The sequence below is a fragment of the Emticicia agri genome (assembly GCF_004168285.1).
In the GTDB taxonomy this organism is placed as follows: domain Bacteria; phylum Bacteroidota; class Bacteroidia; order Cytophagales; family Spirosomataceae; genus Emticicia; species Emticicia agri.
The window spans coordinates 183,904-210,062 of the sequence record NZ_SEWF01000004.1 but is presented as its reverse complement, the minus strand read 5'-3'; the positions used below and the strand labels follow the sequence as shown (position 1 = coordinate 210,062).

At 40.4% G+C, this 26,159-nt stretch carries 23 protein-coding genes; 21 read left to right on the top strand and 2 right to left on the bottom strand.

Annotated elements, in window-relative coordinates:
• Nucleotides 1–108: 108 nt before the first annotated feature.
• Nucleotides 109–840: a hypothetical protein gene (locus tag EWM59_RS04090; protein ID WP_130019674.1), complete on the top strand. Its 732-nt coding sequence runs from the start codon at nucleotides 109–111 to the stop codon at nucleotides 838–840.
• Between the two features lie 87 nt (nucleotides 841–927).
• Here EWM59_RS04090 and EWM59_RS04085 read toward each other — a convergent pair whose 3' ends face one another.
• Entirely contained in the window at nucleotides 928–1,620 is a 693-nt protein-coding gene (locus tag EWM59_RS04085) for an NUDIX hydrolase (RefSeq protein WP_130019673.1), read from the bottom strand.
• A 169-nt stretch (nucleotides 1,621–1,789) separates the two neighbouring features.
• Here EWM59_RS04085 and EWM59_RS04080 point away from each other — a divergent pair, with 169 nt between their 5' ends.
• The 8 genes from EWM59_RS04080 (at nucleotide 1,790) to EWM59_RS04045 (ending at nucleotide 12,677) form a co-directional block, all read left to right on the top strand.
• Nucleotides 1,790–3,379, top strand: a complete 1,590-nt coding sequence (locus EWM59_RS04080) for a carboxylesterase/lipase family protein (RefSeq protein ID WP_130019672.1) — start codon at nucleotides 1,790–1,792, stop codon at nucleotides 3,377–3,379.
• Nucleotides 3,380–3,573: 194 nt separating this feature from the next.
• Nucleotides 3,574–5,175, top strand: coding sequence for a carboxylesterase/lipase family protein (locus EWM59_RS04075; protein WP_130019671.1), 1,602 nt, complete (start codon nucleotides 3,574–3,576; stop codon nucleotides 5,173–5,175).
• A 306-nt stretch (nucleotides 5,176–5,481) separates the two neighbouring features.
• Nucleotides 5,482–7,455: an alpha/beta hydrolase domain-containing protein gene (locus EWM59_RS04070; RefSeq protein ID WP_130019670.1), complete on the top strand. Its 1,974-nt coding sequence runs from the start codon at nucleotides 5,482–5,484 to the stop codon at nucleotides 7,453–7,455.
• Nucleotides 7,456–7,543: 88 nt separating this feature from the next.
• On the top strand, nucleotides 7,544–8,839 hold the full coding sequence (locus EWM59_RS04065) for a CitMHS family transporter (RefSeq protein WP_130019669.1): 1,296 nt from the start codon (nucleotides 7,544–7,546) through the stop codon (nucleotides 8,837–8,839).
• A 10-nt stretch (nucleotides 8,840–8,849) separates the two neighbouring features.
• Entirely contained in the window at nucleotides 8,850–10,172 is a 1,323-nt protein-coding gene (locus EWM59_RS04060) for an acyclic terpene utilization AtuA family protein (protein WP_130019668.1), read from the top strand.
• A 126-nt stretch (nucleotides 10,173–10,298) separates the two neighbouring features.
• Nucleotides 10,299–10,598, top strand: a complete 300-nt coding sequence (locus EWM59_RS04055) for an AtuA-related protein (protein WP_130019667.1) — start codon at nucleotides 10,299–10,301, stop codon at nucleotides 10,596–10,598.
• A gap of 62 nt (nucleotides 10,599–10,660) precedes the next feature.
• Nucleotides 10,661–12,010 (top strand): AAA family ATPase, encoded by a 1,350-nt coding sequence (locus EWM59_RS04050; protein WP_130019666.1) that lies wholly within the window; start codon nucleotides 10,661–10,663, stop codon nucleotides 12,008–12,010.
• A 4-nt stretch (nucleotides 12,011–12,014) separates the two neighbouring features.
• Entirely contained in the window at nucleotides 12,015–12,677 is a 663-nt protein-coding gene (locus EWM59_RS04045) for a hypothetical protein (protein ID WP_130019665.1), read from the top strand.
• A 6-nt stretch (nucleotides 12,678–12,683) separates the two neighbouring features.
• Here the strand turns inward: EWM59_RS04045 and EWM59_RS04040 are convergent, their stop codons facing one another.
• On the bottom strand, nucleotides 12,684–13,637 hold the full coding sequence (locus EWM59_RS04040; RefSeq protein ID WP_130019664.1) for an aldo/keto reductase: 954 nt from the start codon (nucleotides 13,635–13,637) through the stop codon (nucleotides 12,684–12,686).
• A 294-nt stretch (nucleotides 13,638–13,931) separates the two neighbouring features.
• Between EWM59_RS04040 and EWM59_RS04035 the strand changes: the two genes are divergently transcribed.
• The 12 genes from EWM59_RS04035 (at nucleotide 13,932) to EWM59_RS03980 (ending at nucleotide 26,098) form a co-directional block, all read left to right on the top strand.
• Complete coding sequence (locus tag EWM59_RS04035) at nucleotides 13,932–14,465, top strand: dihydrofolate reductase family protein (RefSeq protein WP_130019663.1); 534 nt, start codon at nucleotides 13,932–13,934, stop codon at nucleotides 14,463–14,465.
• Nucleotides 14,466–14,903: 438 nt separating this feature from the next.
• Nucleotides 14,904–15,449: an RNA polymerase sigma factor gene (locus tag EWM59_RS04030; protein ID WP_130019700.1), complete on the top strand. Its 546-nt coding sequence runs from the start codon at nucleotides 14,904–14,906 to the stop codon at nucleotides 15,447–15,449.
• Nucleotides 15,424–16,281, top strand: a complete 858-nt coding sequence (locus tag EWM59_RS04025; protein ID WP_130019662.1) for a HEAT repeat domain-containing protein — start codon at nucleotides 15,424–15,426, stop codon at nucleotides 16,279–16,281. Before EWM59_RS04030 ends, EWM59_RS04025 begins: the two co-directional genes overlap by 26 nt.
• 17 nt (nucleotides 16,282–16,298) lie before the next feature.
• Nucleotides 16,299–17,165: a DUF4097 family beta strand repeat-containing protein gene (locus EWM59_RS04020; RefSeq protein ID WP_130019661.1), complete on the top strand. Its 867-nt coding sequence runs from the start codon at nucleotides 16,299–16,301 to the stop codon at nucleotides 17,163–17,165.
• A 2-nt stretch (nucleotides 17,166–17,167) separates the two neighbouring features.
• Nucleotides 17,168–17,998, top strand: a complete 831-nt coding sequence (locus EWM59_RS04015; protein ID WP_130019660.1) for a DUF4097 family beta strand repeat-containing protein — start codon at nucleotides 17,168–17,170, stop codon at nucleotides 17,996–17,998.
• A gap of 246 nt (nucleotides 17,999–18,244) precedes the next feature.
• Nucleotides 18,245–19,663, top strand: a complete 1,419-nt coding sequence (locus EWM59_RS04010) for a serine hydrolase domain-containing protein (protein WP_130019659.1) — start codon at nucleotides 18,245–18,247, stop codon at nucleotides 19,661–19,663.
• Between the two features lie 77 nt (nucleotides 19,664–19,740).
• Nucleotides 19,741–20,229, top strand: coding sequence for a CAP domain-containing protein (locus EWM59_RS04005; RefSeq protein WP_229239271.1), 489 nt, complete (start codon nucleotides 19,741–19,743; stop codon nucleotides 20,227–20,229).
• Between the two features lie 306 nt (nucleotides 20,230–20,535).
• Entirely contained in the window at nucleotides 20,536–21,465 is a 930-nt protein-coding gene (locus EWM59_RS04000) for a sugar phosphate isomerase/epimerase family protein (protein WP_130019658.1), read from the top strand.
• Between the two features lie 142 nt (nucleotides 21,466–21,607).
• A complete protein-coding gene (locus EWM59_RS03995; protein ID WP_130019657.1) occupies nucleotides 21,608–22,462 on the top strand; it encodes a sugar phosphate isomerase/epimerase family protein in 855 nt (284 codons plus the stop codon).
• Between the two features lie 12 nt (nucleotides 22,463–22,474).
• The gene (locus tag EWM59_RS03990; protein WP_130019656.1) at nucleotides 22,475–23,860 is read left to right on the top strand and encodes a glycoside hydrolase family 88 protein; all 1,386 of its coding nucleotides are present in this window, start codon (nucleotides 22,475–22,477) and stop codon (nucleotides 23,858–23,860) included.
• Between the two features lie 19 nt (nucleotides 23,861–23,879).
• Nucleotides 23,880–25,331, top strand: a complete 1,452-nt coding sequence (locus tag EWM59_RS03985; protein WP_130019655.1) for an oxidoreductase — start codon at nucleotides 23,880–23,882, stop codon at nucleotides 25,329–25,331.
• Nucleotides 25,328–26,098 carry a 3-ketoacyl-ACP reductase gene (locus EWM59_RS03980; protein ID WP_130019654.1) on the top strand — a complete coding sequence of 257 codons (771 nt, stop codon included), beginning with the start codon at nucleotides 25,328–25,330 and terminating at the stop codon, nucleotides 26,096–26,098. Before EWM59_RS03985 ends, EWM59_RS03980 begins: the two co-directional genes overlap by 4 nt.
• Nucleotides 26,099–26,159: the final 61 nt, after the last annotated feature.

The window sequence follows — 26,159 nt, the reverse complement described above, 5'->3', positions numbered from 1 at the left end:
CAAAGCCACAATCCCTCTTCCAAAATTATCTCTTTTGCCTTATTCTGTAATAAAGAATAGAATTATAAAAAATACTTTTAGAACATTAACTGCCAAACAACATATACTATGCTAAAAAGAATACTCATTGTTTCATTAATTGCCATTTCCTGCACAGAAGAAGTAGAACCTTTAACTATTTCTGACATTGAAGTAGAACTACATCATGACGAAAGCCATCAGTTTAATCTGAAAAGAGGAACAGCACTGGTAGATGCCACAGAAATTGAATGGTCTTCAGGGCATGAAAAAATTGGAAAAATTGATGCAAAAGGTAAGTATAGAGCCCGCAAAGTCGGCCTTAGCCATGTAACCGGTATCTCAAAAGGGCAGATATTACAGGCGAGCATTAATGTTATTCCGTATAGTGATATACTCACTGAACCTATTGCTGAATTTGGGGCAAGTAAGGAGTTTGTGAAATCAAAAGAGAGAAGAAAATTCTATAAACAACTGGATAACAACACAATTGCTTACGAAGGCGAAAATGAGGCTATCAGAACGGTATTATATAGTTTTGAAAATAACAAATTAGAGGCCGTAACTGTAGTTTTTACTTCGAATACTGCTGTGGCAGGAGAGGTAGGAACATTTTATAGAGAACGCTATCCTGAGTTTAAGATTAAAGACCCTTATGTTTTTTGTTTTGATGATGATAAAGTCAAAGTAGTTGTTCTTTCAGTAGTTTCAGGAGTCGGCCTGTCTGCTATATATATTCCTTATACAACCAATCTGCGAGTAGATAATACAGCAGATATTTTTAAGGGAACTAAATCAAGAATTTCTCTTTTAGATAAATGATATTAACTCGATAGCAGTATTGTTCGATTGAATCTTAATATATTCAGCCGAACATTAACTGATAGCTTCATTACAAATTACCCGCACTCACTGCTTAAAACTATACAGATAAGGGGCTTTGTGGGCTTTGCCTGAGTACTGTTTATCGTGGCGTTGCAGAAAATTAAGACTCAGCATTTTACGCTGGAAAGTAGTTCTTCTCAGTTTCTCACCTAAAATTGCCTCATACACTTTTTGCAGTTCGTTCATCGTAAACAGGGGAGGTAAAAGATTCACACCCACCAGTTTACGTTCAAGGTTATCTCGCAGGGTTTGCAAGGCTTTTTCTACTATTAATCTATGGTCTTGCATTAAGGGAGGCAATTTGTCAAGTGCATACCAGTCGCACGAATCCGAGAGGGCATCGGGTGTAGGTACCACTTTATCATAATTGATTAAAGCATAATAAGCTATTGAAATAAAACGGTCAAGCATCCAGTGATTTTCGGGTACGCTATAACCATTGGCTTCTAAAATAGTTTTCATTACTCCGGATTGGTAACGAGCCACATCGCCGAACGTATAAAACTGCTCTAAATAGATATTATCTAAGCCTGTTCTTTCTTTCAATCCTCTTCTCACGGCGGCATTCAGGTCTTCATCCATCTTCACAAAGCCACCGGGCAAGGCAAATAAACCTGTATTATGGTATTTCATAATCAGAATTTTAAGTTGATTACCCGAGAAACCAAAAATAACCGAGTCGTAGGCAATATGAGGCAAATATCTTTTTTCTTCCACTTCCCTGAGGTGCGTTTAAATCCGGTGCAAATATAAATTTTTCAAAAATAAGTATGATTATTTCAAAAAACCAATTATTATTGTCACAAATTGAGACAATAACTAAATTTTATCAAAAAAATGAAAAAAATATGCTATTTGATTAGCCTTTTTTTTTGCGTGTAACCTCATGGCACAAGCACAGAACAACAATGCGTTTGCCGTTCAGACCACTATAGAAAACGGTATAATTGAAGGAAATTACGATACTAAAACGGGTATTCAGACCTATTTCGGAGTCCCGTTTGCCAAACCACCCGTAGGAAATTTAAGATGGAAAGCCCCTCAACCTGTTGATAACTGGAAAGGCGTAAAAGAAACCAAAAAATTTGCTGCAAGACCTATGCAGACTGTAGTTTTCGGCGACATGAATTCCCGTTCGAATGGTGTGAGTGAAGATTGTCTTTACCTCAATGTATGGACGCCAGCCAAACGCAATACCAAAGACCTGCCTGTATTAGTGTATTTTTTTGGAGGTGGATTTGTAGCAGGAGATGCCTCTGAGCCACGTTATGATGGCGAAGCAATGGCGAAAAAAGGAATTGTGGCCGTTACGGTAAATTATCGTTTAAATATCTTCGGCTTCTTTGCGCACCCCGAATTAAGTGCCGAAGCGCCTTACAAAGCCTCAGGCAACTATGGCTTATTAGACCAGGCTGCTGCCTTGAAATGGGTACAGAAAAATATTGCTGCTTTTGGCGGAGACCCAAAGAAAGTAACTATTGCCGGAGAGTCAGCAGGTTCTATCTCTGTAAGTGCGCAAATGGCATCGCCGTTATCAAGAGGATTGATATCAGGCGCCATTGGTGAAAGTGGTGCGGGTATCAATCCGACCTTAGCTCCTGTACCGTTAGCCGAAGCTGAAAAAGTAGGGGCAGAATTTGCTAAAAATGCAGGGTATCCGACACTGGCAAAACTAAGAGCCTTAAGCACCCGTGAAGTGTATGAGATTTATAACGAATCAAAAAGATTTGGTTTCCCGACTGTGATTGACGGATATTTCTATCCTAAAACAATCCCTCAGATTTTTGCAGCCAAAGAGCAGGCACAAGTACCCTTGTTATTAGGCTGGAACTCAGCCGAAATTCCGGGAGCAGCTTTTATGTTCGGCCCCAACTTTAAAGACGACGCTTATATAGCCCGTGTGAAAAAAGAGTATCCGAACGATTATGAAGAAGTATTAAAACTCTACCCGCATGGCTCAGAAAAAGAAATTGAGTTGTCGGCTACGGCCTTAGCTTCCGACCGTTTTATTGCTTATAGTACCTGGAAATGGTTCGACCTGCACCGTAACAACAGCAGTCAGCCTGTGTACAGATATTTATACAGCAAACTTCGTCCGCCGTTGGTTGACCAATCTTTGGCATCAGGTTTAGCAGGTGGTACTGTGCGAAAAGATGGAAATACGCCTAAAATGCCTGAACCAGTGGGAGCTCCGCATGCCTGCGAAATTGAGTATTGCATGGGCAATCTGCATCTGATTAAAGAGTATGCCTGGACAGCAGACGATTACAAAGTATCGGAAACTATGCTGAACTATTTTGCCAATTTTATCAAAACAGGAAATCCGAATGGCGCAAAATTACCTGACTGGCCAGCCGCTAAAGCAGGTGATGCCACCCCTCCGGTGATGATTCTGAACACAGAATCGAAAGCAGAAAACGCCAAAGACGACGCCCGATACCTGTTTTTAGACAAGGCTTATGGGAATAATAAATAACGAATGATTGTCTTGAACTCTGATTTAACTGATTGACCTGATTTCACTGATATATTCATTGAATTAACTTTATCCTATGATAGCATGTTTCTTGATTAATCAGTTTAATCATCAAATCAGTTAAATCAAAGTTCAGACAATCAATCATTCACTCATTCAAAATATCAATATCTATCCCAATCTATCCTTATTCAATGAAAAAAATCATCTTATCGCTTTTAGCATTCTGCTTTGTGGCAAATGCTTCGGCACAATTACTAACCGGAGAAGACGTAGCCGTAACTAATACCGATGCAGGTAAAGTGCGTGGCTATGTGCATAATAGCATCTATACCTATAAGGGTATTCCGTATGCAGAAGCCAAACGTTTCGAGTCTCCGCAAAAACCTAAACCGTGGAATGGGGTTCGCAGTTCAATGACGTATGGCCCTGTAGCCCCATTAATGACCCCCACTACTACCGTGCAGGACGAATCAGAGTTTGTATTCCATCACGACTGGGGTTATACCAGCGAAGATTGTATGCGCCTGAATGTTTGGACTCCGGGTATCAACGACGGGAAAAAAAGACCCGTATTATTCTGGATTCATGGCGGTGGTTTCACCGCAGGTTCATCGCAGGAGTTACCTTCTTATGACGGCGAGAATCTGTCAAAAAAAGGTGATGTGGTAGTCGTATCTATTAATCACCGTCTGAATATCTTAGGCTATCTTGATTTATCAGCCTATGGCGATAAATATAAACAGTCGGCTAACCTGAGTATTGTTGATATGGTGGCGGCTTTGGAATGGGTAAAAACCAATATCACCAACTTTGGCGGAGACCCTAATAATGTGATGATTTTCGGACAATCGGGTGGGGGAGCCAAAGTAAATACTTTAATGGCTGCGCCATCAGCTAAAGGTTTATTCCATAAAGCTGTTAATCAGAGTGGTGCATTCCGTACTACCCTTTTAGAGAAATCAGATACCCAGTTGATTGGAGCAGAGGTATTAAAAGCCCTGAACATAGAGCCGGGACAAATTGATAATATTCAGAAAGTGCCTTATGCTGAACTGGTAGCTGCAGGTAACAAAGCTCTGAAAATTGTAGGTGATAAAATGAAAGCTGAAGGAAAATCAACAGGTGCATTTGGTGTAAGCTGGGGCCCGAGCCGTGATGGTACTTTTTTGCCTTATCAGTTTACTGACCCTCAGGCTGTTGAATTATCTAAAAACATTCCGTTGCTGATTGGTACCGTGAAAAACGAATTCATGGCTTCTTTATTCAGTAATATGAGCAATGCTACTGAAGACAAAGTAAACGGCTTTTTGAAAAACAGATATAAAGATAAAACAGATGCGTATATAGCCGCAGTAAAGAAAGCGTTTCCGAAAGATACCAAACCTTCTGATTTGATGGATGTGGATTTGATGTTCCGTCCGGGTGCGGTTACACAGGCTAAAGCCAAATCTACTGCAGGTGGTGCGCCTGTGTATATGTATCTGTTCTCGTGGCAGTCTCCGGTATTAGGTGGTAAATACAAAGCCATGCACTGTATGGAACTCCCGTTTGTGTTTAACAATATTGCCCGTTGCGAAGAAATGACAGGAGGAGGCAAAGAGGCACAGGCATTGGCTGATAAAATGAGTCAGGCATGGATAAACTTTGCCAGAACAGGCAATCCGAATGCCAACGGACTACCAAAATGGGAGCCATACACAGTAGAAAAAGGAGCAACTATGTTCTTTGATAACACCAGTACCATCCGTTACCACCACGATAAAGAATTATTAGAGGTAGTAGCGCAGCCGTAATCGTCTTGAACTGTGATTTAACTGATTTAATGATTGAACTGATTTGCTGTTTTCATTAATGAAAACATAATTATTCTCAATTGATAATCAGCGAAATCATTTAATCAGTTAAATCACAGTTCAAGAATAATTCGCAATTAAACATGTTTCATACGCTTGGTTGATTAAATATGATTGATAGGATTCTGTCGGTTAATATTTTGGTTTCTTATTTTCAGCAGATATATTCGCTGATTCATTCTTTAATAACTCTCTGCTAATAGTATTGGTCAGAGAGTTATTTGTTCAAAACTATTTTACCTGACCATGAAAAAAACACTACTGCTTCTATTTTTCCTAAGTCTTTGGGCATTTACCAGCGAAGCCCGTATTATCAGAATTGTGATTGATAAAACCGAACTCTATGCTAATGGCAGGCAGTTTGGGAGTGTAGGCCAATACCAACGCTTGACAGGCAGAGCTTTTGGAGAAGTGAATCCGGCGGATACACATAATACCATCATTCAGGATATTGCGCTGGCACCTCGCAACGAAAGAGGAATGGTAGAGTATGAAATGGAATTTATCATGCTGAAACCCCTTGATTTAAACAAGAGTAATCATCTGCTTTTTTATAATGTGCCCAACCGGGGTAATGTATTTGGAGCAGATACTACCTTAATGAAAAGAGGCTATATATATCTGTGGAGTGGCTGGCAAGGAGATATTTTTGGCGATAATAAACTCAAAATTAAGGTACCTGTGGCTACCGAAAACGGCAAAGAGATTATAGGGAAACTCCATGCCGAACTGATAGTGAGTGAAAATACGCCCACACAAAACCTGAGCGGAGGAGCATTCAGCGCCCAGTTTCATAAGGCTTACGAAACGGTTTCTTTAGACAATGCTACTGCTACACTAACGAGACGCATTCATGCGGCTGACGAACCTGAAAGAGTCCCCAATACAGACTGGGCTTTTGCCGATTGTACCAAAGAGGCTTTTCCGGGTAAACCCAGCACTACCCAGATTTCGGTAAAAGGTGGGTTTGACCCCAACTATATTTATGAATTAGATTATACAGCCAAAAATCCTTTGGTTTTGGGTTTAGGTTTTGCCGCCACCCGAGACATAGTCTCGTTTTTCAGATATGCGCAACAGGCTGATAACCTGTTAATGAATCAAACTAAAGCTGCCATAGGGGTTGGGGTATCGCAATGTGGCAATTACCTGCGCAGTTTTCTGCATTTAGGCTTCAATGCCGACGAAGACAACAAACCTGTTTTTGAGGGAGTAAATGTACACATCGGCCCGAGAAGAATTACTTTAAACGTACGTTTCGGCCGTCCGGGTGGGGGGGGAATGCAGCACGAAGAGATATTTTTCCCGGGCAATGAGCCTCCTTTTACATGGTCTAATACCTTAGACCCGCTTTCGGGTATTGAGGGCGGTATGCTCGATGCTTGTCAGCAACAGGGCTTTCTGCCTAAAATCATGCACACGCTAAGCTCAACCGAATACTGGCAATCTCGTATGTCTTTGCGTACAACCGATGTGTATGGTTCAAAAGACCTTTCGGTACCGGATAATGTAAGAATCTATCTTTTTTCGGGTACCCAGCATACTCCTGCATTCAACACCAATGTTAATAAAATGACAGGCTTTATGGGTAACTCCAATTCCTATACTGATGTCTGGAGAGCCTTGCAGATAGCCTTAGAAAAATGGGTACTGGAAGGCACTAAACCCCCTAAAAGTATGTATCCCACCGTCAGGAGCAAAACATTAGCTAAGGCCCATGAAATAGGCTGGCAAACGATGTTCAATGTACCTTTCAGAGGATTAGTAAACGGATTGAAGGTAAGAGATTTCGGCCCGCAATTCGATGAAAAAATGATGACTGGTATTATTGGTGAAAACCCAACGGTGAAAAAAGATAAGTCGTACACGGTTTTGGTGCCTAAAGTCGATGAAGATAATAACGAAACAGGAGGACTGGAAACACTCACCCTGAGAGTGCCATTGGGTACTTACACAGGCTGGAGCCTGCGCAAAGCAGGGTATGGCGAAGGAGACCTGGCCGTTTTAGAGGGTATGTATATCCCATTTGCTAAAACAAGAGCCGAAAGACTGGTAAACAGCGATACCCGACTATCATTGGAAGAACGCTATCAGTCGCATGAGAATTATGTAAAGAAAGTTAAGAAAGCGGCTAAAAAAATGGTCAAACAACGACTGATGCTACCGGAAGATGCAGAAAGAGAAATCAGAAAAGCAGAGAATATGACGAATTTGTTTTGATGAACTTCTGCAAGTGGCTTCGACCGTGCGACGTCCGCTTGCAGAAGCCTGTAAAATCTATTCATTAACCTAATCTATACCCCATTGTATGCTTGCCCTATTAGGATTTGCCACCATTGTTGTTTTCTTGTTTCTTATCATTACCAAGCGATTATCTGTTATCACTGCTTTGGTGATTGTACCTATTATATTCGGCTTATTAGCAGGCTTTAATCCGAAAGAATTAGGCGAAATGATGCTGGCAGGTATCAAACAGGTAGCACCCACAGGCATTCTGCTCATGTTTGCTGTATTGTATTTTGCCACCATGCTCGATGCAGGACTTTTCGACCCCGTAATTGCTTTTATCATCCGCTCCGTAAAAGGCGACCCCTTAAAGGTGATTCTCGGAACGGCTATTCTTACCATGATTGTGCATTTAGATGGCGATGGTACCGCAACATTTATGATAGTCCTGTCAGCATTTCTGCCCATCTACAAACAACTCAAAATCAATCGGCTGATACTTTCCGGTATAGTCGCTTTGAGTGTGGGTCCTTTGCATCTGGTGCCTTGGTCGGGTACTTCGGCGAGAGCTATTTCTACCCTTAAATCAGATGCCGTGCATCTATTCAACCCGAATATTCCGGCCATTGCGGGCGGCATTGTATGGGTGCTGTTTGTGGCGTATATTTTTGGTAAAAGAGAACGCAAACGTCTGGGCATACTCGATTTTCAATATAACCATCAGGAAAACCTGAGTGAAGCACAACGAGAATTAAGACGGCCAAAACTGATATGGGTGAACGCCATTATGACCCTTGCTCTCATTGTTACGCTCATGAAAGGCTGGATTCCTGCGCCTGCTTTATTTGTCATTGCCAGTATGATTGCCCTGTTGGTTAATTACTTTAAATTAGCCGACCAGCAAAAAGTACTCAAAAGTCACGGAACCAATATCTTTATGGTATCAAGCATGATATTTGCCGCAGGTATTTTTTCAGGAATCCTGACAGGCTCAAAAATGATTGAGGCGATGGCTACTACACTCGTTTCGTTTATCCCCGAGAACCATGCAAGCTGGTTGCCCACGCTGACAGCCCTTACCAGTATGCCTGCCAGTATGCTTTTTACACCCGATGCCTATTATTTTGGTGTAGTACCTATTCTGAGTCAGACAGCTACCCAATTCGGCATAGACCCTTTAGAAATCGGTCGTGCGGCTTTACTCGGACAAATGACCGTAGGTTTTCCGTTAAGCCCGCTTACGGCTTCTACCTTTTTGCTCATAGGCTTATCAGAAGTTGATTTGGGCGAGCACCAGAAGTTTGTGTTTAAATGGGCTTGGGGTACTACCATTGTAATGACAATTGTGGCACTATTAACAGGTTCATTGCATATTTAAACCGATAGCTATGAAACAGAAAATAAGAATAGGTTGTGGGGCAGGTTTTTCAGGCGATAGGCTCGAACCTGCCATTGTATTGGCCGAAAAAGGCAATTTAGATTACCTGATATTAGAGTGTCTGGCCGAGCGCACCATTGCCTTAGCCCAGAAACGCAGATTGCAAGACCCCACCAAAGGCTATGACCCCTTGTTGGAACGAAGAATTGAAAGCCTTTTACCTCTATTAATCAAGAACAATATACGCCTTATTACCAATATGGGCGCAGCTAATCCGGTAGCCGGAGCGAAGAAAATCATAGAAATTGCCCGAAAACAAGGCGTAATTGTAAGCGTAGCCGCTGTGTATGGCGATGATGTTTTTACGCATCTTTCACCCGATACTGAGGCTATTGAAACCGGAAAACCTTTACAACAAAGCGGAGAATTGATTTCGGCCAATGCGTATCTGGGTGTAGAAGGTATTTTATCAGCTTTACAGGCAGATGCACAAATTATAATTACAGGACGTGTAGCTGACCCGTCGTTGTTTTTAGCTCCTATGATACATGAATTTGGCTGGACGAATAATGATTATGATTTAATGGGCAAAGGAACGGTGATAGGGCATTTGCTTGAATGTGCAGGACATATTACAGGCGGCTATTTTGCCGACCCGGTAAAAAAGCCTGTAGCAGATATGGATAAACTCGGGCACCCATTTGCTGACGTGTTTGAAGATGGTTCGGCCATTATCAGTAAGGTAGAGGGTACAGGTGGGGTAGTAAATCTGCAAACAGCCAAAGAACAATTGTTGTACGAAGTCATTAATCCGCACGAATATTACACGCCTGATGTGATAGCAGATTTTACGACGGTCTTTCTGAAAGAAACAGGAGAAAATCAGGTATTAGTTACGGGAGGAACGGGTAAAACCAAACCGCAGACCTATAAAGTAAGTGTAGGTTACAAAGCCTTTTATCTGGGTGAAGGAGAAATAGCCTACGCAGGTGCCTCAGCTTTGGCACGTGCACAGTTGGCAGGCGAAATCATAGAAAAACGTCTGAAACCCCAATTCCCTGATTTAAGAATTGATTACATCGGTAGCAACGCCATTCACCGGACTAACTTTGGAGATACCTCAACCCCTTATGAAATCCGACTGCGGGTAGCGGGCAAAGCCACAAACGCAGCAGATGTCGCTATCATAGGCGAAGAAGTAGAAGCCCTCTACACCAACGGCCCGGCCGGAGGCGGAGGCGTAAGAAAGTATGTAAATGAGGTAATTGGCATCGTTTCAACCTTAATAGACCGCCAAAACATCCAACCCCAAATCCAGATTTTTGAATCGTAGCTATAAAGAAAGAAGTAATTTGAATAAATCATTGTGCGACAGCCATTCATTCACTAATTCGCTAATTCACCATTCACAATTAATCACTCATTCACTAATTTACCATTCGCTAATTCGCAATTATCCATGAAGCTCTACGAAATAGCCCATAGCCGTGCCGGAGACAAAGGCAATACACTCACACTCTCATTGATTCCGTATGATGAATCAGATTATCCAATGCTTTGTTCTGCCGTAACGGCTGATAGCGTTAAACAGCATTTATCCGCAATTGTCTCAGGCGAAATCATCAGATACGAGTTGCCTAACATAGCTTCTTTACTTTTTGTCTGCCAGCATGCTCTTTTAGGAGGCGTTACTACTTCATTGGCTATAGATACGCATGGCAAGGCTTTGAGTTATGCGTTGTTGGAAATGGAGGTATAAGAAATTGCAAGGATGATTTCTATTCATTAGGTTTGCATAAAAGAGCATTTTCATTTAAAGATATGAAGATTACTAAAATAGAAATAAAAGACTTTCATCAATTTAAAGATTTCTCTATTGATTTAACTTATCCAAAAGGGCATGAGAAAGAAGGGCAACCATTGGATAAGGTCTGTTTCATTGGGCAAAGTGGGACTGGGAAGACAACTTTGCTAGAGTTGGTACCAAAATTTTTATGTTTTTATGAAACCAATCTCCTAGAAAAGATTGGAGAGGATAGTATAAAGGATAAAATTTCTTTTAATATTTTATTTGGTCTTTCGAATGAATACTCTTCAAATTTGAAATTTACACTTTCAAAAGCTAAGTTATTTATTAGGAATTGGACTGAAGTAAAGCTTAATAATGTAGAGTATACATTAAACCGAGAAATTTGGGATATTTTTCAAGACGATTGGCAAAATAAAACTTCCACTAAACTTATTTATTTCCCCGCGAATTTAAATTATAATTTGGATATAGAAAGTGAAGAAGAATTAGAAGAAAAAGAGATAATAGATTTTAGCCAGGATAAAATTTCAACAGTTTGGAATATTATTTTAGAAAAAATTCAAGGCTATCAAGAGCAAGAACTAAAAATTAGACAAGATATTTCAAAAGTTGTTGAAAAATCTTCCAGTGATATAAAAGCAATTCAAAAGGCGTTAAAAAAATTAGAAAGTTGGAAAGCAAATGAGTTTAACCCAATTCAAGATATTGCGGATAAATGCCTTAATCCATTACTAGCGCACTATAAACTGAAAGTAAAAACAGAATTAGATTTTAAAACTAAGGAAGATATTGGCTTTATTAAGATAGAAGATTTTACAAATAACGAAATTCCTCATGGATTATGGAGTACAGGTACTAAACAAGTAGTATTAAGTGCGTTACCACTATATCTACTCAAGCCAAAGCATACAGTTATTTTATTTGATGAACCCGAGCGTTCTTTATATCCAGATTTGCAAAGAACCATTATAGATTATTATTCTACTTTAACTGAGGACTGTCAATTCTTTTATTCTACTCACTCACCTATTATTGCTTCCAGTTTTGAGCCTTGGGAAATTGTTGAATTGAAATTTAATAGTGATGGAAAAGTTTACAGAGAACTCTATTATGAAGGAGAAAATCATGTAGATAATTATAAATGGAACCCTAAGTACATGCGTTGGGATGATATACTACAACGGATTTTTGATTTAGAGGATGATGGTTCGCCTGAGAGAAAGACTAAGTTAAATGAATTGGCTACTTTAAATGTAAAATATAATAAGCTAAAAAAACAAGGAAAAGAACAAGAGCCGGAAACATTAGAAATCATTGAAGCAATTAGTAAACTTTCAAAAGAACTTTCTAAATGGGATTAGGCAAATGCAAAAGATAGACAAGAGTTATGATTCTATTTTTTCAACTAAATATAAAGAGTGGGTTGATAATTTAGAGAAAAAAAATAAAAAACACCCTGATTCCAGAACTTATTATGATGATATAGTTATGGAGTTGCACAGATGCCAGAAAGGAGTTTGCGCCTATACAGAAATCCCAATCTGCATTCCCGAATTATATCAACAAGAAAACTGGCAAGATGGAAAGTATGATATTTCATCAAAAGAGTATAAAAGAACCGACCATTTTGGAGAATTAGAACATTTTAACCCCGATTTGAAAGAAAACCAATATTGGCTTTGGGACAATCTTTTTATGATTCACTCTACCATCAATAGCAGGAAGTCAGACAAAACTGTTATTACCTATTTAAAACCTGATTTAACAGATTATTCTCCCGAAAAATATTTTGAGTATGATGATGTAACGCATCGTTTTGTTCCAAATACCGATATTGAAGATGAAACGCAGATAAAAGAAATTCAATACATGATTGATGAAGTTCTCTATCTCAATCATGGCGTGGTAAGAAAAGAACGTGAGAACTTCATCAAAGAAATATTACAAAAAATCAAGTTCAATCAAACATACATAGTAGATAGATTCTTTACTGCTACCAGTTGGTGTTTAGAAGAGATTGAGCAATAAATGCTCTCACTCATCCCAAAGATTCGCTAAAGTATAATCACTACCCTCCAGACACCAGAAATCGCCTTTGATGAAGCGGTAATGCTTGTCTAAGGCATCCATTCTTTCCATTTGCCCGGCTGAAAGGACTATATCTGCTGCTTCTAAATTGTCTTTCAAACGAGTAGGGTTCACCGATTTCGGAATAACCGAGGTACCTCTGTTGACTGCCCATGCCAGCATCACCTGTGCAGGCGAACAGCCTTTTTCCTGAGCAATGTTCAGAATCGTTTTGTTTTCAAACAGTTTAGGCTCATTGGGTGAAACCCGACTGGCCGGGCGGTCAGCCGAACCTAACGGACAAAAACCTGTAATAGCTATATTATTCTGTTTTGTAAACTCTACCAATGCTTTTTGCTGATGGAAAGGCTGTAATTCTACCTGCAAGGCTTCCGGTAAAACGCCCGTTTCATCTCTTAACTGACTGATTTTCTTGCTGCTGAAATTAGAAACGCCAATATGTCTAACTAAACCTTTCTCTTTCAAGGCAATCATCGCCTGCCATGTTTCACTCAATGGAAGCTCATTCAGGCTAATTAAATCCTCCGCTTTTTGCGGATAATTAACTCCATATATCAGTGCTACAGGCCAATGAATAAGGTACAAGTCGAGATAATCTAATTGCAGATTTTTTAAAGAGGCTTCCAATGCAGGTTGCGCATCTTCTGTGCGGTGGCGGTTATTCCAGAGTTTAGAGGTAATCCAGAGGTCTTCTCTTTTTACCTCATTATTTTTAATGGCATCATGAATAGCTTGCCCTATATCGTCTTCATTGCCATACATAAAGGCACAGTCAAAATGTCTGTAACCAATCTCAATGGCTGTTCTGATAGTCTGATAAATTTCTCCTTTGGCCGATTTCCAGGTGCCAAGTCCCAAAGCAGGCATTAAATCACCATTACTGAATTGCAGATACCTCATTAGATTTGGTTAGGTTTAGATTTTTGCGAAAATACAGAAAAAGTTCCCTTTTTTCCATACCTTTGTCTCAACAAATCTCGCATAGAGCCAATCATGGTAACAATCGCCTGAGTTTGTCGAAACAGACAAACCTCTTACAACTCTTCAATTTTTTAGCATAAAAGAGCAAAAACCTCTTTTAGCTCAATTAATCATTTATCAAATAAATACCCTTTTTTCGACTATAATGAGTCTTACTTTATTGTAGACTTTGTGTAGTTATTCCCCTTTAGGGGTTAGGGGTGGTTTTAGCTTATGAAAAAAATAACATATTATGTAGCAGTATCCGCAGATGGCTTTATCTCCGGACTCAATGACGATATTTCAGGTTTCGTTCAGCAAGGCGAAGGTGTCAATCAGTATTTCAAAGACCTACAAAGTTTTGACACCGTAATTATGGGTCGGAATACCTACGAGTTTGGCTATAAATACGGTATGGAACCCGGCCAGCCGGCTTATCCGAACATGAAACACTTCATTTTTTCGGATTCGCTGAAATTGGAGAATCCTCACCCGGATGTAAAGGTGCTGAATCGTGATTTGAAACACATCGAAGCCCTGAAAGCCGAATCAGGAACGGATATTTATCTATGCGGTGGCGGAGCATTTGCCGGATGGCTATTAGATAATCAACTGATTGATGTGCTGAAAATCAAAGCCAATCCCTTGATTTTAGGCGAAGGGGTAAGGCTTTTTGGTTCTTCCAAAACACAAGTACAACTCAACCGTATTGACTTACAAAGCTATGATAATAGCTTGCAGGTGGTTACTTATGAGGTTAGTTATTAGTTTAGCAAAACAGTAAGGGCGATACATAGGTGTCGTCCTTATTTAAAAATAAAATCACAACTAAAAATTGTAACCTTAAAACATCATTTCCTGTTTGAGTACGATTAAAAAACGTGGAAAAAAACACTGATATAGGGAAGGATTTGTCAGTTTTTTAATTGTACGAGTTTAAATGATGCCTGCTTTTTTGTTTACTTTTTTTCAGGTAAAAAAAGTAAAGACCCGCCAACGTGGCATTTTGAAGAAATATATTTATGGCAATTAAATATAATTTCTGCATCTAATTAGTTAGTTATCAGTTAATTATATTAACTTCAATAAAATTTTATATTTTTTTTCAAAATTCTCTGTAACCTTCTTTCCATTACGCGGTTTCCACTTCGAATTTGATAACCAACATACATTCTTAAACGTGTGAATACACAAGATAATCTACTAATGCTCCAGGTAAAGGCCGGCGACCTCGATAAAATGGGTCTGCTGTTTGAGCGGTATCACCGCCCTTTGTTTGGGTTTCTGTATCACATGACAGGCGATACCCAGACAAGCGAAGACCTGGTGCAGAATGTATTTTATCGGATGTTGAAATACAGACATACTTTTACGGCAGAGGGCGAGTTTCATACCTGGATGTATCATCTGGCACGCAATGTAATCAATGATTCGTACAGACAGAACAAACATTCTATGCAGCATTATGCCATCGAAAATTATGCTGAAAGAGTAGGCGGAGGCTTAACAGCCGATGAGGAACTGGAAAAAAAACAGGAAACAGAAATGTTGCAACGGGCCATAGATAAACTAAGCCCCGAACATAAAGAAGTGCTCATTATGAGTAGATATCAGGAATTGAAGTACGAAGAAATAGCAGCGATTCTGAATACTACCGAGGGAGCCATAAAAGTAAGAGTACACCGTGCCATGAATGAATTAAAAAAACACTTTTTAAAAATTGAAAATGGAAGCAAAGCTCATGAATTGTGAACACGCCAGTGAAATGATGGTAGATTGGTTGAATAACCAGATGCCTGCATCGGAGAGGGCAGCTTTTGAAGTCCACTTAAACGAGTGCCCCGATTGCCAGAAAGAATTAAAGACTACCCGTCAGCTTTGGGAAGTAATGGGAAACGTAGCCTTATCTGTACCCAAACCAAGCGATAACCTGCCGATTCAGTTTTATACCATGCTTGAAACCTTTAAGGGAGCCGAGAACAAGAAAGTAAAGAAAACGGCTTTCTGGGATGATTTGAAATACAGATTGGAATCGTTTTTTACGCCAAAATTGTTGTTAAGAGTCTCTTATAGTATGTGTCTGCTTCTGATTGGTTTAGGCGGAGGCTATTTACTGAGCAGACAGCAAACGCCGGATTACCAGGGGCAGATAAAAGAATTATCTACGCAGGTTCAGGAAATGAATGAGAAGATGATGCTGACTTTATTGGAGAAAGAGAATTCTTCTGCAACCGAACGTATGAAAGCCGTAAGTTATTCAAAGGATATTGAGAGTGTTGATGGAAAAGTACTTGAAGCCCTGCTTAGCACACTGAACAATGATGAAAACGTAAACGTACGTTTAGTTACTTTAGAAGCATTGGCTCAAATGGCCGATAACCCGAAAGTAAGAGAGGGACTGGTGCAGTCTATCTTAAAACAGGATACCCCACTGGTGCAAGCCGCTTTGGCTGATGTAATGGTGAAACTGGAAGAAAAACGTTCTATTAAGCCATTGCAGCGATTGTTGGAAAAAGATGATACCGATGTCATAGTTAAAACCAAAATCAAGGAAACGCTCAAGGCTTTATCTTACAGAGTATAAAATAAATAGACAAAATTATGAAACAGTTGTTAATCCTACTTTTAGCAGGAGTGGTGTTCGCTTGTGCCCCTGCTACGGCTCAGAAGCCGGAATTTAAAGAACACATCAGTAAACAATTCGACCTGAAAAAGCCAGCAAGCCAGACAGTACTGGCCGTCCGCAACATTGATGGATTCATCAAAATAGAGAGTTATTCGGGCAGTAAAGTAATGGTTGAAATTGATAAGACCATTTCGGGCAAAACACAGGAGATTGTAGAGCAGGGCAAAGAAGAGTTTAAATTAGAGTTTGAAGAAACAGGCGATAGTATTCTCATTTATATTGAAGAACCCTGGTACACAAGACCGCATGAAGAAAAAAGAAACCGCAACTGGAACCGCAGAATTGAGTATCGGGCTAACCTGAATTTTACAGTAAAAGTGCCGGCCGATATTAATCTCTATGTGTCAACGGTCAATAACGGAGATATTGATGTGAAAAATGTAACAGGGTCTATTAAAGCGAATAATGTGAATGGGGGTATTGAATTAGTGAATGCCAAAGGAGCTACCGATGTGCATACCATTAACGGCGATGTAACCATCAATTACTTGGCAAGTCCTCCTGAAAAATCGTCTTATTATACCCTCAATGGCAATATCCGTGTAACTTATCCGGCTTCTTTCTCAGGCGATTTGCAGTTCAAGAGTTTTAATGGTGAATTCTTTACAGATTTCCCTGATACGCAATTACTGGCACCTGAAGTTACCAAAAATATAGAGCATAAAGGCGATGGAACTGTTTATAAGCTCGACAAAAAGTCTTCAATCCGCATAGGTAATGGAGGCAGAAAATTCAAATTCGAAACGTTCAACGGAAACATTTATATTAAAAAACAATCGTAACAATGAAAAATAGTAAAGCAATTATCGCAGTCTTAGTGCTTATGACCATTAGTATAATCACCCCAGCATTTGCGCAGAACGAAATCAAAGAACAACTGGTGGTGCCACTAAGCGACCCGGCCAAATCGGGAACATTACATGTAGGATTAATTAACGGGTCTATCAAAGTAACAGGATATGCCGGAAAAGAGGTGGTGATTGATGCCGAAACCACTCCGGTTACTAATAGAAAAGAGAGAGTTGACGAGTCGGCTTCAGGCATGAAACGCATCACGCCACGGGGTGGTCTTGAATTATCAGCCGAAGAGAAAAATAACAAGGTAAATGTAAATTCGAGCAGCCACCGCCAACCTGTTAATTTATCTATCAAGGTTCCTCAACAATTCTCTTTAAAAGTAAGCACGGTCAATCATGGTGATATTGTGATTGAGAATGTAACCGGAGAACTGGAAATTAATAATGTGAATGGTGATATTACCATGACCAACGTAGCAGGTTCGGCCGTTGCCAATACAGTAAATGGTGTCATAAAAGCCAATTTTAAAACAGTTACCGACTCGCCAATGGCTTTTACAACCCTGAATGGCAACATAGATATTACTTTCCCGACTACGGTTAAGATGAATGCAAAAGTAAAATCGGATCGTGGTGAAGTATACAGCGATTTTGATATGGATATTGACAAATCAGCTCCTAAAGGTGTACGCAGTAACCAGAATGGCATGTACAAAGTAAGTATCGACGAGTGGATTCAAGGCAAAGTAAATGGTGGCGGTAGCGAAGTTATGATGAAAAATATGCACGGAAATATCTATATCCGTAAAGCGAAATAATACAGCGTCAAGCTGCTCTTTACAAAATTATGAAAAAGCACAATCCGGCATTAACTATGCCGGATTGACTATTACAAAGATTTTTTATTGGTTTATGTCTGCACAACTTATTTTATTAAACGCAAATTAAATCCTACCCATTCAGTATTCTCAAAGCTGTGTCTAACTTTGTGAATCAGATTTTAACCTAAACACAGAACCGCTGTTCAGATTACCTTCTATCAGACATTGTTCAGTTACCCGAAAATGAGAAAAATACTAATCATTCTTACTGCTGTTGCAGGCATTGGTCTAAGTGCCCTGGCTCAGAAAATACCCAGCAAAAGCAAACAGATTAATACTTTTATTTCTACTATCAGCAGAAACGGACAGTTTTCGGGCGGATTACTGGTGGTAGAGAAAGGGAGACTTATTTATAAAAAAGCCTTTGGTTATGCCAACCGCCAGACCAAAGAACTGTTTACCACCGAAACCCCATGCTATATAGGGTCGGTAAGTAAACAATTTACGGCAATGGGTATCATGCTTTTGCAGGAATGTGGAAAATTAGACTATACCCAATCCATCCGCACTTATTTTCCGCAGTTGCCTGAGTTTATGCAGCCTGTTACCATCTTACATTTATTACATCATACCTCAGGACTGGCATTATTCGGCGATTTTCCGGATATGAACGAAAAAGATGTTTTTAATATATTGCTCAAACAACCAAGCCTGCATTTTGCTCCCGGCGAAAAATTTGAATACTGCAACGCCGGATACACCTTATTAGGGATGCTTATAGAAAAAGTATCGGGCGAAACCCTCAACGATTTTCTGACACAGCATGTGTTTATTCCTTCAGGTATGAAAAACACCTATGTAAACAGTGCGTCCTTACGGAATAAAAAACGGGCGGTTGGCTATTACCTGTTTGGCGATGAATATAACTACGATACTTTTATAGGCGGTGCGGCTTCGGTAGTGTCCACCATAGACGACCTCTATCAATGGGATAAAATGCTCTATGCGCCGTCAATTATTTCGAAAAAAACCTTAGACAGGGCATTTCAGGCAGATAAGTTAAAGAACGACGATGAAATGTATGGAAAAAAAGCCTACGGTTTCGGCTGGTTTGTGTCAGAAAAAAACGGCAAAAAAATCATACAGCATGATGGAGGTTTTGGTGGCTTCCGTTCTTATATCGAACGTCAGCCTGAGCAGTACAATACCATACTGTTTATCAGTAATGTGCGTCATTCCATCACCGGAGAATTACGTGAAGGTATCAACAATATTTTAGAAGGGAAGCCATACAGGATTCCGAAAAACTCGTGGGCTAATAAAATTATAGAAGAGTCCAACACGCTTGGCATGACACAGGCTATTGCCAATTATAAGCAAATCAAAGATACAAAAGACAATAACCGTTTTTATTTCAGCGAAAGCGAATTTAACTCTCTGGGTTATTATCTGCTCAATAACAAGCGTCTGAAAGATGCCATTCAGTTTTTTACACTTAATGCAGAAGAACATCCCAAATCGTCTAATGCCTTTGATAGTTTAGGAGAAGCCCATATGATAGCAGGCAATAAAGAATCGGCCATCAGCAATTATAAAATTTCATTGCAGCTAAACCCCCTCAATGACAATGCAAAGCAGATGATTGAGAAACTGAGCAAATAGGTACTGAACAAAACTTCCCATCAGACAATAATTTTACCCTGTTGTAACGTTAATATCCGAAATTAATCAGGGGAAAAGTGAAAACTAAACGTATGTTATTTATCAGGTTAATGGTTATTTTGTTAATAACCTATACCATGCCTGCCTGTGCGCAAAGTAATACTTCTGACGAAGATTTTACTGCAATGGAGCAATCAATTCTGGAAGAAGTGAATGCTTACCGGGCAACTAAAAAACTGAAACCTATGCAGATGATGCCGCTGATTACGGAAGCAGCTATGAAGCATAGCAAAGACATGGGTAGGGGTAGAGTTCCGTTTGGGCATGACGGCTTCGACGACCGTATGGATAAAATTATGCGCAAGATTGATAAAGCCAATGCCTGTGCCGAAAATGTGGCTTTTGGCAAATTTACAGCAAAAGAAGTGGTAAAAAGATGGATACAAAGCCCCGGCCACCGGAAGAATATTGAGGGTAATTATAACCTGACAGGTATAGGGGTTGTAAGAGGAAAAGACGGCTATCCTTATTTCACCCAGATATTCATCAATCAACGGGCTATTTGATATTATTATGCTTCACCAATAAACGTCCTTATGTATCACGATTTTTCAAATCGTTTTCCGGTATAATGCGTAGCTATCCAAGTTTGATGATAACGATAAAATCCTGCCGAATTTTGACGATTTAAAAAATCATCATACAAATTTTTGAGAATAGTTATTTTTCTAACCTTAATAATATTCATTATAGCTTGTCATTGCGATAAATCCCTGCCGGAAACGGTGGGGATTTTTTTGTTGTGCGTATTTCTTTTAATTTTTCAGCCTTTAAATTGTACTTCTATCAGAATTATTTTACTAATTTTAAGCATGAACAGACGACATTTTATAGGTACAGCTATAACTGGTAGTATTTTAGCAAAAAATAATATTGTTTTTGCAAAACCAGCCAATGAGATGAAAATCAGCGTATTTTCAAAAACTCTCCATTGGATTCCTGACTACAATAAACTGGCCGAAACCGTAGCCGGAATCGGTTTCGATGGCATTGACCTGACGGTTCGCCCTGACGGACATGTACTGCCTGAGCGGGTAGCAGACGACCTGCCAAAGGTTGTTGAAGCCTGTAAAAAGGCGAATATAAGTGTACCCATGATAGTAACCAATATACTGGAAGCCAACCCGATTACTGAACTGGTATTGAAAACGGCTTCATCGTTGGGTATCAAACACTACCGGATGGGTTGGTATGGCTTCGACCTTAAAAAAGATATTCTGACTCAGGTAGCTGCCTTTGAAGAGAAAATGAAAGGAGTAGCAGCCCTGAACAAAAAATACAATATTTCAGGCGAATACCAGAATCACGCAGGTTTGTTTTTAGGCGCTACTGTCTGGGATTTTGAGCCTATCCTCAAAAGAATCAATTCGCCTTTATTGGGTTGCCAGTATGATGTGCACCATGCCACACACGAAAGTGAGACCTCTTGGGAAATTGGTTTCAGAATCATAGAGCCTTATATCAAATCAATAGCCATTAAAGATTTCAGAAGAGTTTTAAAAGATGGTAAACTCCAGAAAGAAGGCTGTCCGCTTGGACAAGGTGTAGTCAATTATGGCAAGTATCTGGCCTTATTAAAGCAATATAATATTTCGGTACCTGTTACCATGCACTTTGAATATAAATTAGGCGGTGCAGAAAACGGTGCCAAAACCATTACAATTGACCCTAAAGAAGTTACAACAGCCATGAAAAAAGACCTGACTGTCTTCAAAGGCTGGCTGAAAGATACTGGTTTGTAAACACATTTACCCCACTCCCTAAATCCCTCTCCGCGCGGCGGTCGCCCCAACAGTGGGGAGAGGGACTTCTAATTCCCTCTCCACTGTTGGGGAGGGTTAGGGTGGGGTTCAAGATATATTCAACCCCCAAAAAACCTCTGCTATGAATAAACTACTTTATTCTGTACTCTTGCTTGTTGTCAGTTTTAGCCCCCTGATGGCGCAAAAAAGTAAACTAATTTTCCCTGACAAACCCGGTATGGTTTCTTATACCTATCGCAAAAGTCTGGCAAAAGATGCGGCTGCTACTTTAGATACTATCAAAAATCTCGGCATTACCGATATGGAATTTTCAAGCCTGTTTGGTAAAACAGCGCAGGAAATGCGTCAGCTTTTAGATGTCCGAGGCATTAAATGTTCTTCTTATGGAGTAGGCTATCCTGATTTGCAGAATAAAATGGCCGAGGTAGCACAAAATGCTAAAACTTTAGGCGCCTCGTTTGTTCGGGTAGCCTGGATACCTCATCAGGGAGATTTTACGCTCGCAATGGCACAAAAAACAGTTGAAAATTTCAACAAATTTGGCAAAATTCTGAAAGACGAACATGGGCTTACTTTCTGCTATCATAATCATGGCTACGAGTTTCAACCACACGAAAACGGCACTTTGTTCGATTACATCGTTCAGAATACTGACCCTAAGTATGTGAGTTTTGAAATGGATATATTGTGGACTTTCTTTCCGGGTCAGGATCCCGCTGCCTTACTCAATAAATATGGCAATCGGTTTAAACTGATGCACCTGAAAGACCTGAAAAAAGGGGTTCAAGGCAATATGTCAGGCGGTACATCGCCTGAAAATGATGTGCCTCTTGGAACTGGGCAGTTAGATATACCTGCTATTCTGATAGCGGCCAAAAAAGCCGGAGTAGAACACTATTACATAGAAGACGAAAGTTCGAACATTGCCACACAGGTACCACAAACCATTGCCTACTTAAAAAATCTGAAAAAATAAAAATTAGCCCTGATGATTCGTATTAATTACCAACTCAAACCTACCGACTTAGCTGATAAACTGAAAAGATTCTGGGAACTTTCGGGTGAGAAAATTTCCTCAATCGAACAAAACTATGATGTTGCCAAAGGCTCACCCGTTTTTACGGCTGCCGGAAAATACACCACCCGGGGCTGGACAGAATGGACACAAGGTTTTCAGTTTGGTTCAGCCATCTTACAATTTGATGCCACAGGCGAAACTAAATTTTTAGAAATGGGTCGTCAGAAAACCGTAGAAGTAATGGCTCCGCATATCAGCCATATAGGCGTACACGACCACGGTTTCAATAATGTAAGTACCTATGGTAATTTGTTGCGGTTGATGCAGGAAGGTAAAATTGAACCCAATAAATGGGAAAAGAATTTTTACGAATTAGCACTGAAAATATCAGGATCCGTACAGGCAAGCCGTTGGACACCCATTAAAACAGGGGGATTTATTCATTCATTCAACGGGCCTCATTCCTTGTTTGTCGATACCATCCGCTCGTGTAGGGCTTTGATGCTGAGTTATAAATTAGGTCATGTTTTTCAGGCAGAAGGCGATGCAAAAATCAGTTTGCTTGAAAGATCCTTAGCACATATCAAAGCTACTGCCGACTATTCGGTGTTTTATGGAGAAGGTCGTGATTCTTACGACATCTGGGGGCGAACAGCTCACGAGAGCATCTTCAATACCAAAGACGGCAATTTCCGTTGTCCTAATTCTCAACAAGGTTATACAGGTTTTACTACCTGGACACGTGGTTTAGCCTGGGCTATCTGTGGTTTCCCCGAGGAATTAGAGTTTTTAAGCATTTTAAAAGATGAAGAATTAGAGCCATATGGCGGACGGATAGTGATTGAAAACTATATGTTGCGGGCTGCCCGTGCCACCTGCGATTTTTATATTGAACATACGCCTGTTGATGGCGTACCTTACTGGGATACAGGGGCACCCAATCTGCATAAATTAGGTGATTACCTGAGCAAACCTGCCAATCCTTACAATGAGTATGAGCCTGTTGACAGTTCGGCTGCTGCCATTGCCGCACAGGGGCTTCTGCGATTGGGCAGATACCTGATAAATAAAGGAGAAACAGAAGCCGGAGAAAAATACTGGCAAACTGGCTTAACGGTATTGGATGCCATTTTTCAGGAACCGTATCTGAGTACCAGTCCAACCCATCAGGGTATTTTGTTGCACTCAATCTATCACCAGCCCAATGGTTGGGATTATGTGCCTGCGGGTAGCCCGATTGCCTATGGAGAATCGAGCATGTGGGGCGATTACCATGCCCGTGAAGTAGCACTTTATTTACAGAAAATTATCGACAACGACACCTATTATACTTTTTACAACTGTTTAGACAGATAAAAAATTTACGACATACACTATGAGTGCCAAGTTTAAACCAAAATATACACGGGTAGCACAATTAAAAACTGCCGCAGATTTAAGAAAATATCTGGAAGACGGGCAGGTAGATTTAGGTTTTGATGATGAACTAACAGATGCCGCAGAATCGCCGTTTGCAGAAAAATTAACTTTAAAATCGGGTAAACTGATTGGAAATCGTTTCTGTATTCTTCCGATGGAAGGATGGGATGGCACAGAAGACGGCAAACCCAGTGAATACACCAAACGCCGCTGGGAAAATTTTGCGATTAGCGGTGCTAAATTATTATGGGGTTGCGAGGCAGCGGCGGTACGGCATGACGGGCGTGCAAACCCCAATCAGTTATTAATCAGCGAAGAGAATCTTGCGGCTTTTGAAGAACTCTACCAGTTGGTAATGAGCAAACATGCCGAGAAATTTGGTAATATTGATGATTTGGTGGTAGGCTTGCAACTCACACACTCAGGCAGATTCTGCAAACCCAATAGCCATACCAAATTTGAGTCGAAAATCCTTTATAATCATCCGATATTAGATGCCAAATACCATTTAGGTGAGAATTACCCCTTGATGACCGATGATGAGATTGATGCACTGGTAGAAGATTTTGTAAAAGCGGCTGTTCTGGCACAAAAAGCAGGTTTCCATTTTGTTGATTTAAAACATTGTCATGGGTATTTAGGGCATGAGTTCCTGAGTTCGTTTAACCGTGAAGGAAAATATGGCGGTAGTTTTGAAAACCGTACCCGATTCCTGAGAAACATTGTAGAAGGCATCAAAAGAGAAGCACCGGGTTTAGAAATGGGTATCCGCCTGAGTGCGTTCGACTGGGTACCATTCAAAAAAGACAGCGAAGGACAAGGCGAACCTGATTATTCGTCAGGTGAAAAATACAATTATGCCTTTGGCGGTACAGGACAAGGTACTACCATTGATTTGGAAGAACCTAAAGCTTTTTTAGCCTTAGCACAGGAATTAGGTATTCAGTTAATCTGCATTACTGTAGGGAGTCCTTACTATAATCCGCACCTGATGCGTCCGGCAACTTTTCCGCCTTCTGATGGATATTATCCGCCGGAAGAGCCTTTTTTAGGTGTTGCCAGACAAATCAATGTAACACATGAGCTAAAACAGGCATTTCCAGAACTGGTAATTGTAGGCTCGGCTTATTCTTATTTGCAGGAGTGGTTACCGAATGTAGGGCAGTATGTACTCAGAAACAACATGGCCGATTTTGTAGGTTTAGGCCGTATGGTATTGTCTTACCCAACCTTGCCCGACGATGTGCTGAACAACCGACCCATGCAACGCAAATTGATTTGCCGCACGTTTTCTGATTGCACAACTGCCCCAAGAAACGGCCTGATTTCAGGTTGTTTCCCCTTAGACCCTTTGTATAAAAATTTAGATATAGCAGATAAATTAAAAGAAATAAAAGAGAATCAGTGAGAAAAGTAGCGTTCATTACAGGCGGTAGCAGAGGAATAGGCCTGGGCATTGCCGAACATCTGGCAAAGGCAGGATTCAATCTGGCTATTAACGGAATGCGCCCTGAAGAGGCTGTAAAAGATGTAATGATAAGTTTGTCGAGAATGGGGGCAGAGGTAATTTATTGTCAGGGCGATATAGCTTCAACCCAGGACCGACAGGCAATGTTAGAAAAGATAAAGGCCCATTTCGGGCACTTGCACGTATTAGTAAATAATGCCGGAGTAGCCCCTAAGGAACGGAATGATATTTTAGCAGCCACCGAAGAAAGTTTTGACTATGTGATGTCAACCAATCTGAAAGGTACCTACTTTCTGACACAGGCAGTTGCCAACTGGATGATAGCGCAAAAAGCGAATGATTTTACATTCGGGAGTTGTATCATCAATGTTTCGTCTATTTCAGCCACGATTGCTTCTGTAAACCGGGGGGAGTATTGCATATCAAAAGCCGGATTAAGTATGGCAACCCAGTTGTTCGCCGTTCGTTTGGGAGAATACAACATTCCGGTATATGAAGTACGCCCCGGTGTCATAAAAACCGATATGACCGCAGGAGTAACCGCCAAATATGACCAACTGATTGAAAATGGTTTGTGTGTGCAAAAGCGGTGGGGTTTCCCTGATGATATAGGCAAGGCGGTAACAGCATTAGCCAAAGGAGATTTTCCATACTCCACCGGGCAGGTAATCATGGTAGATGGCGGCATGACATTGGGGAGGCTTTGAGGATTTAGTGAATGAGCGATTTAGTGAATGAGTGATTAGTTTTGAACTTTGATTTAGCTGA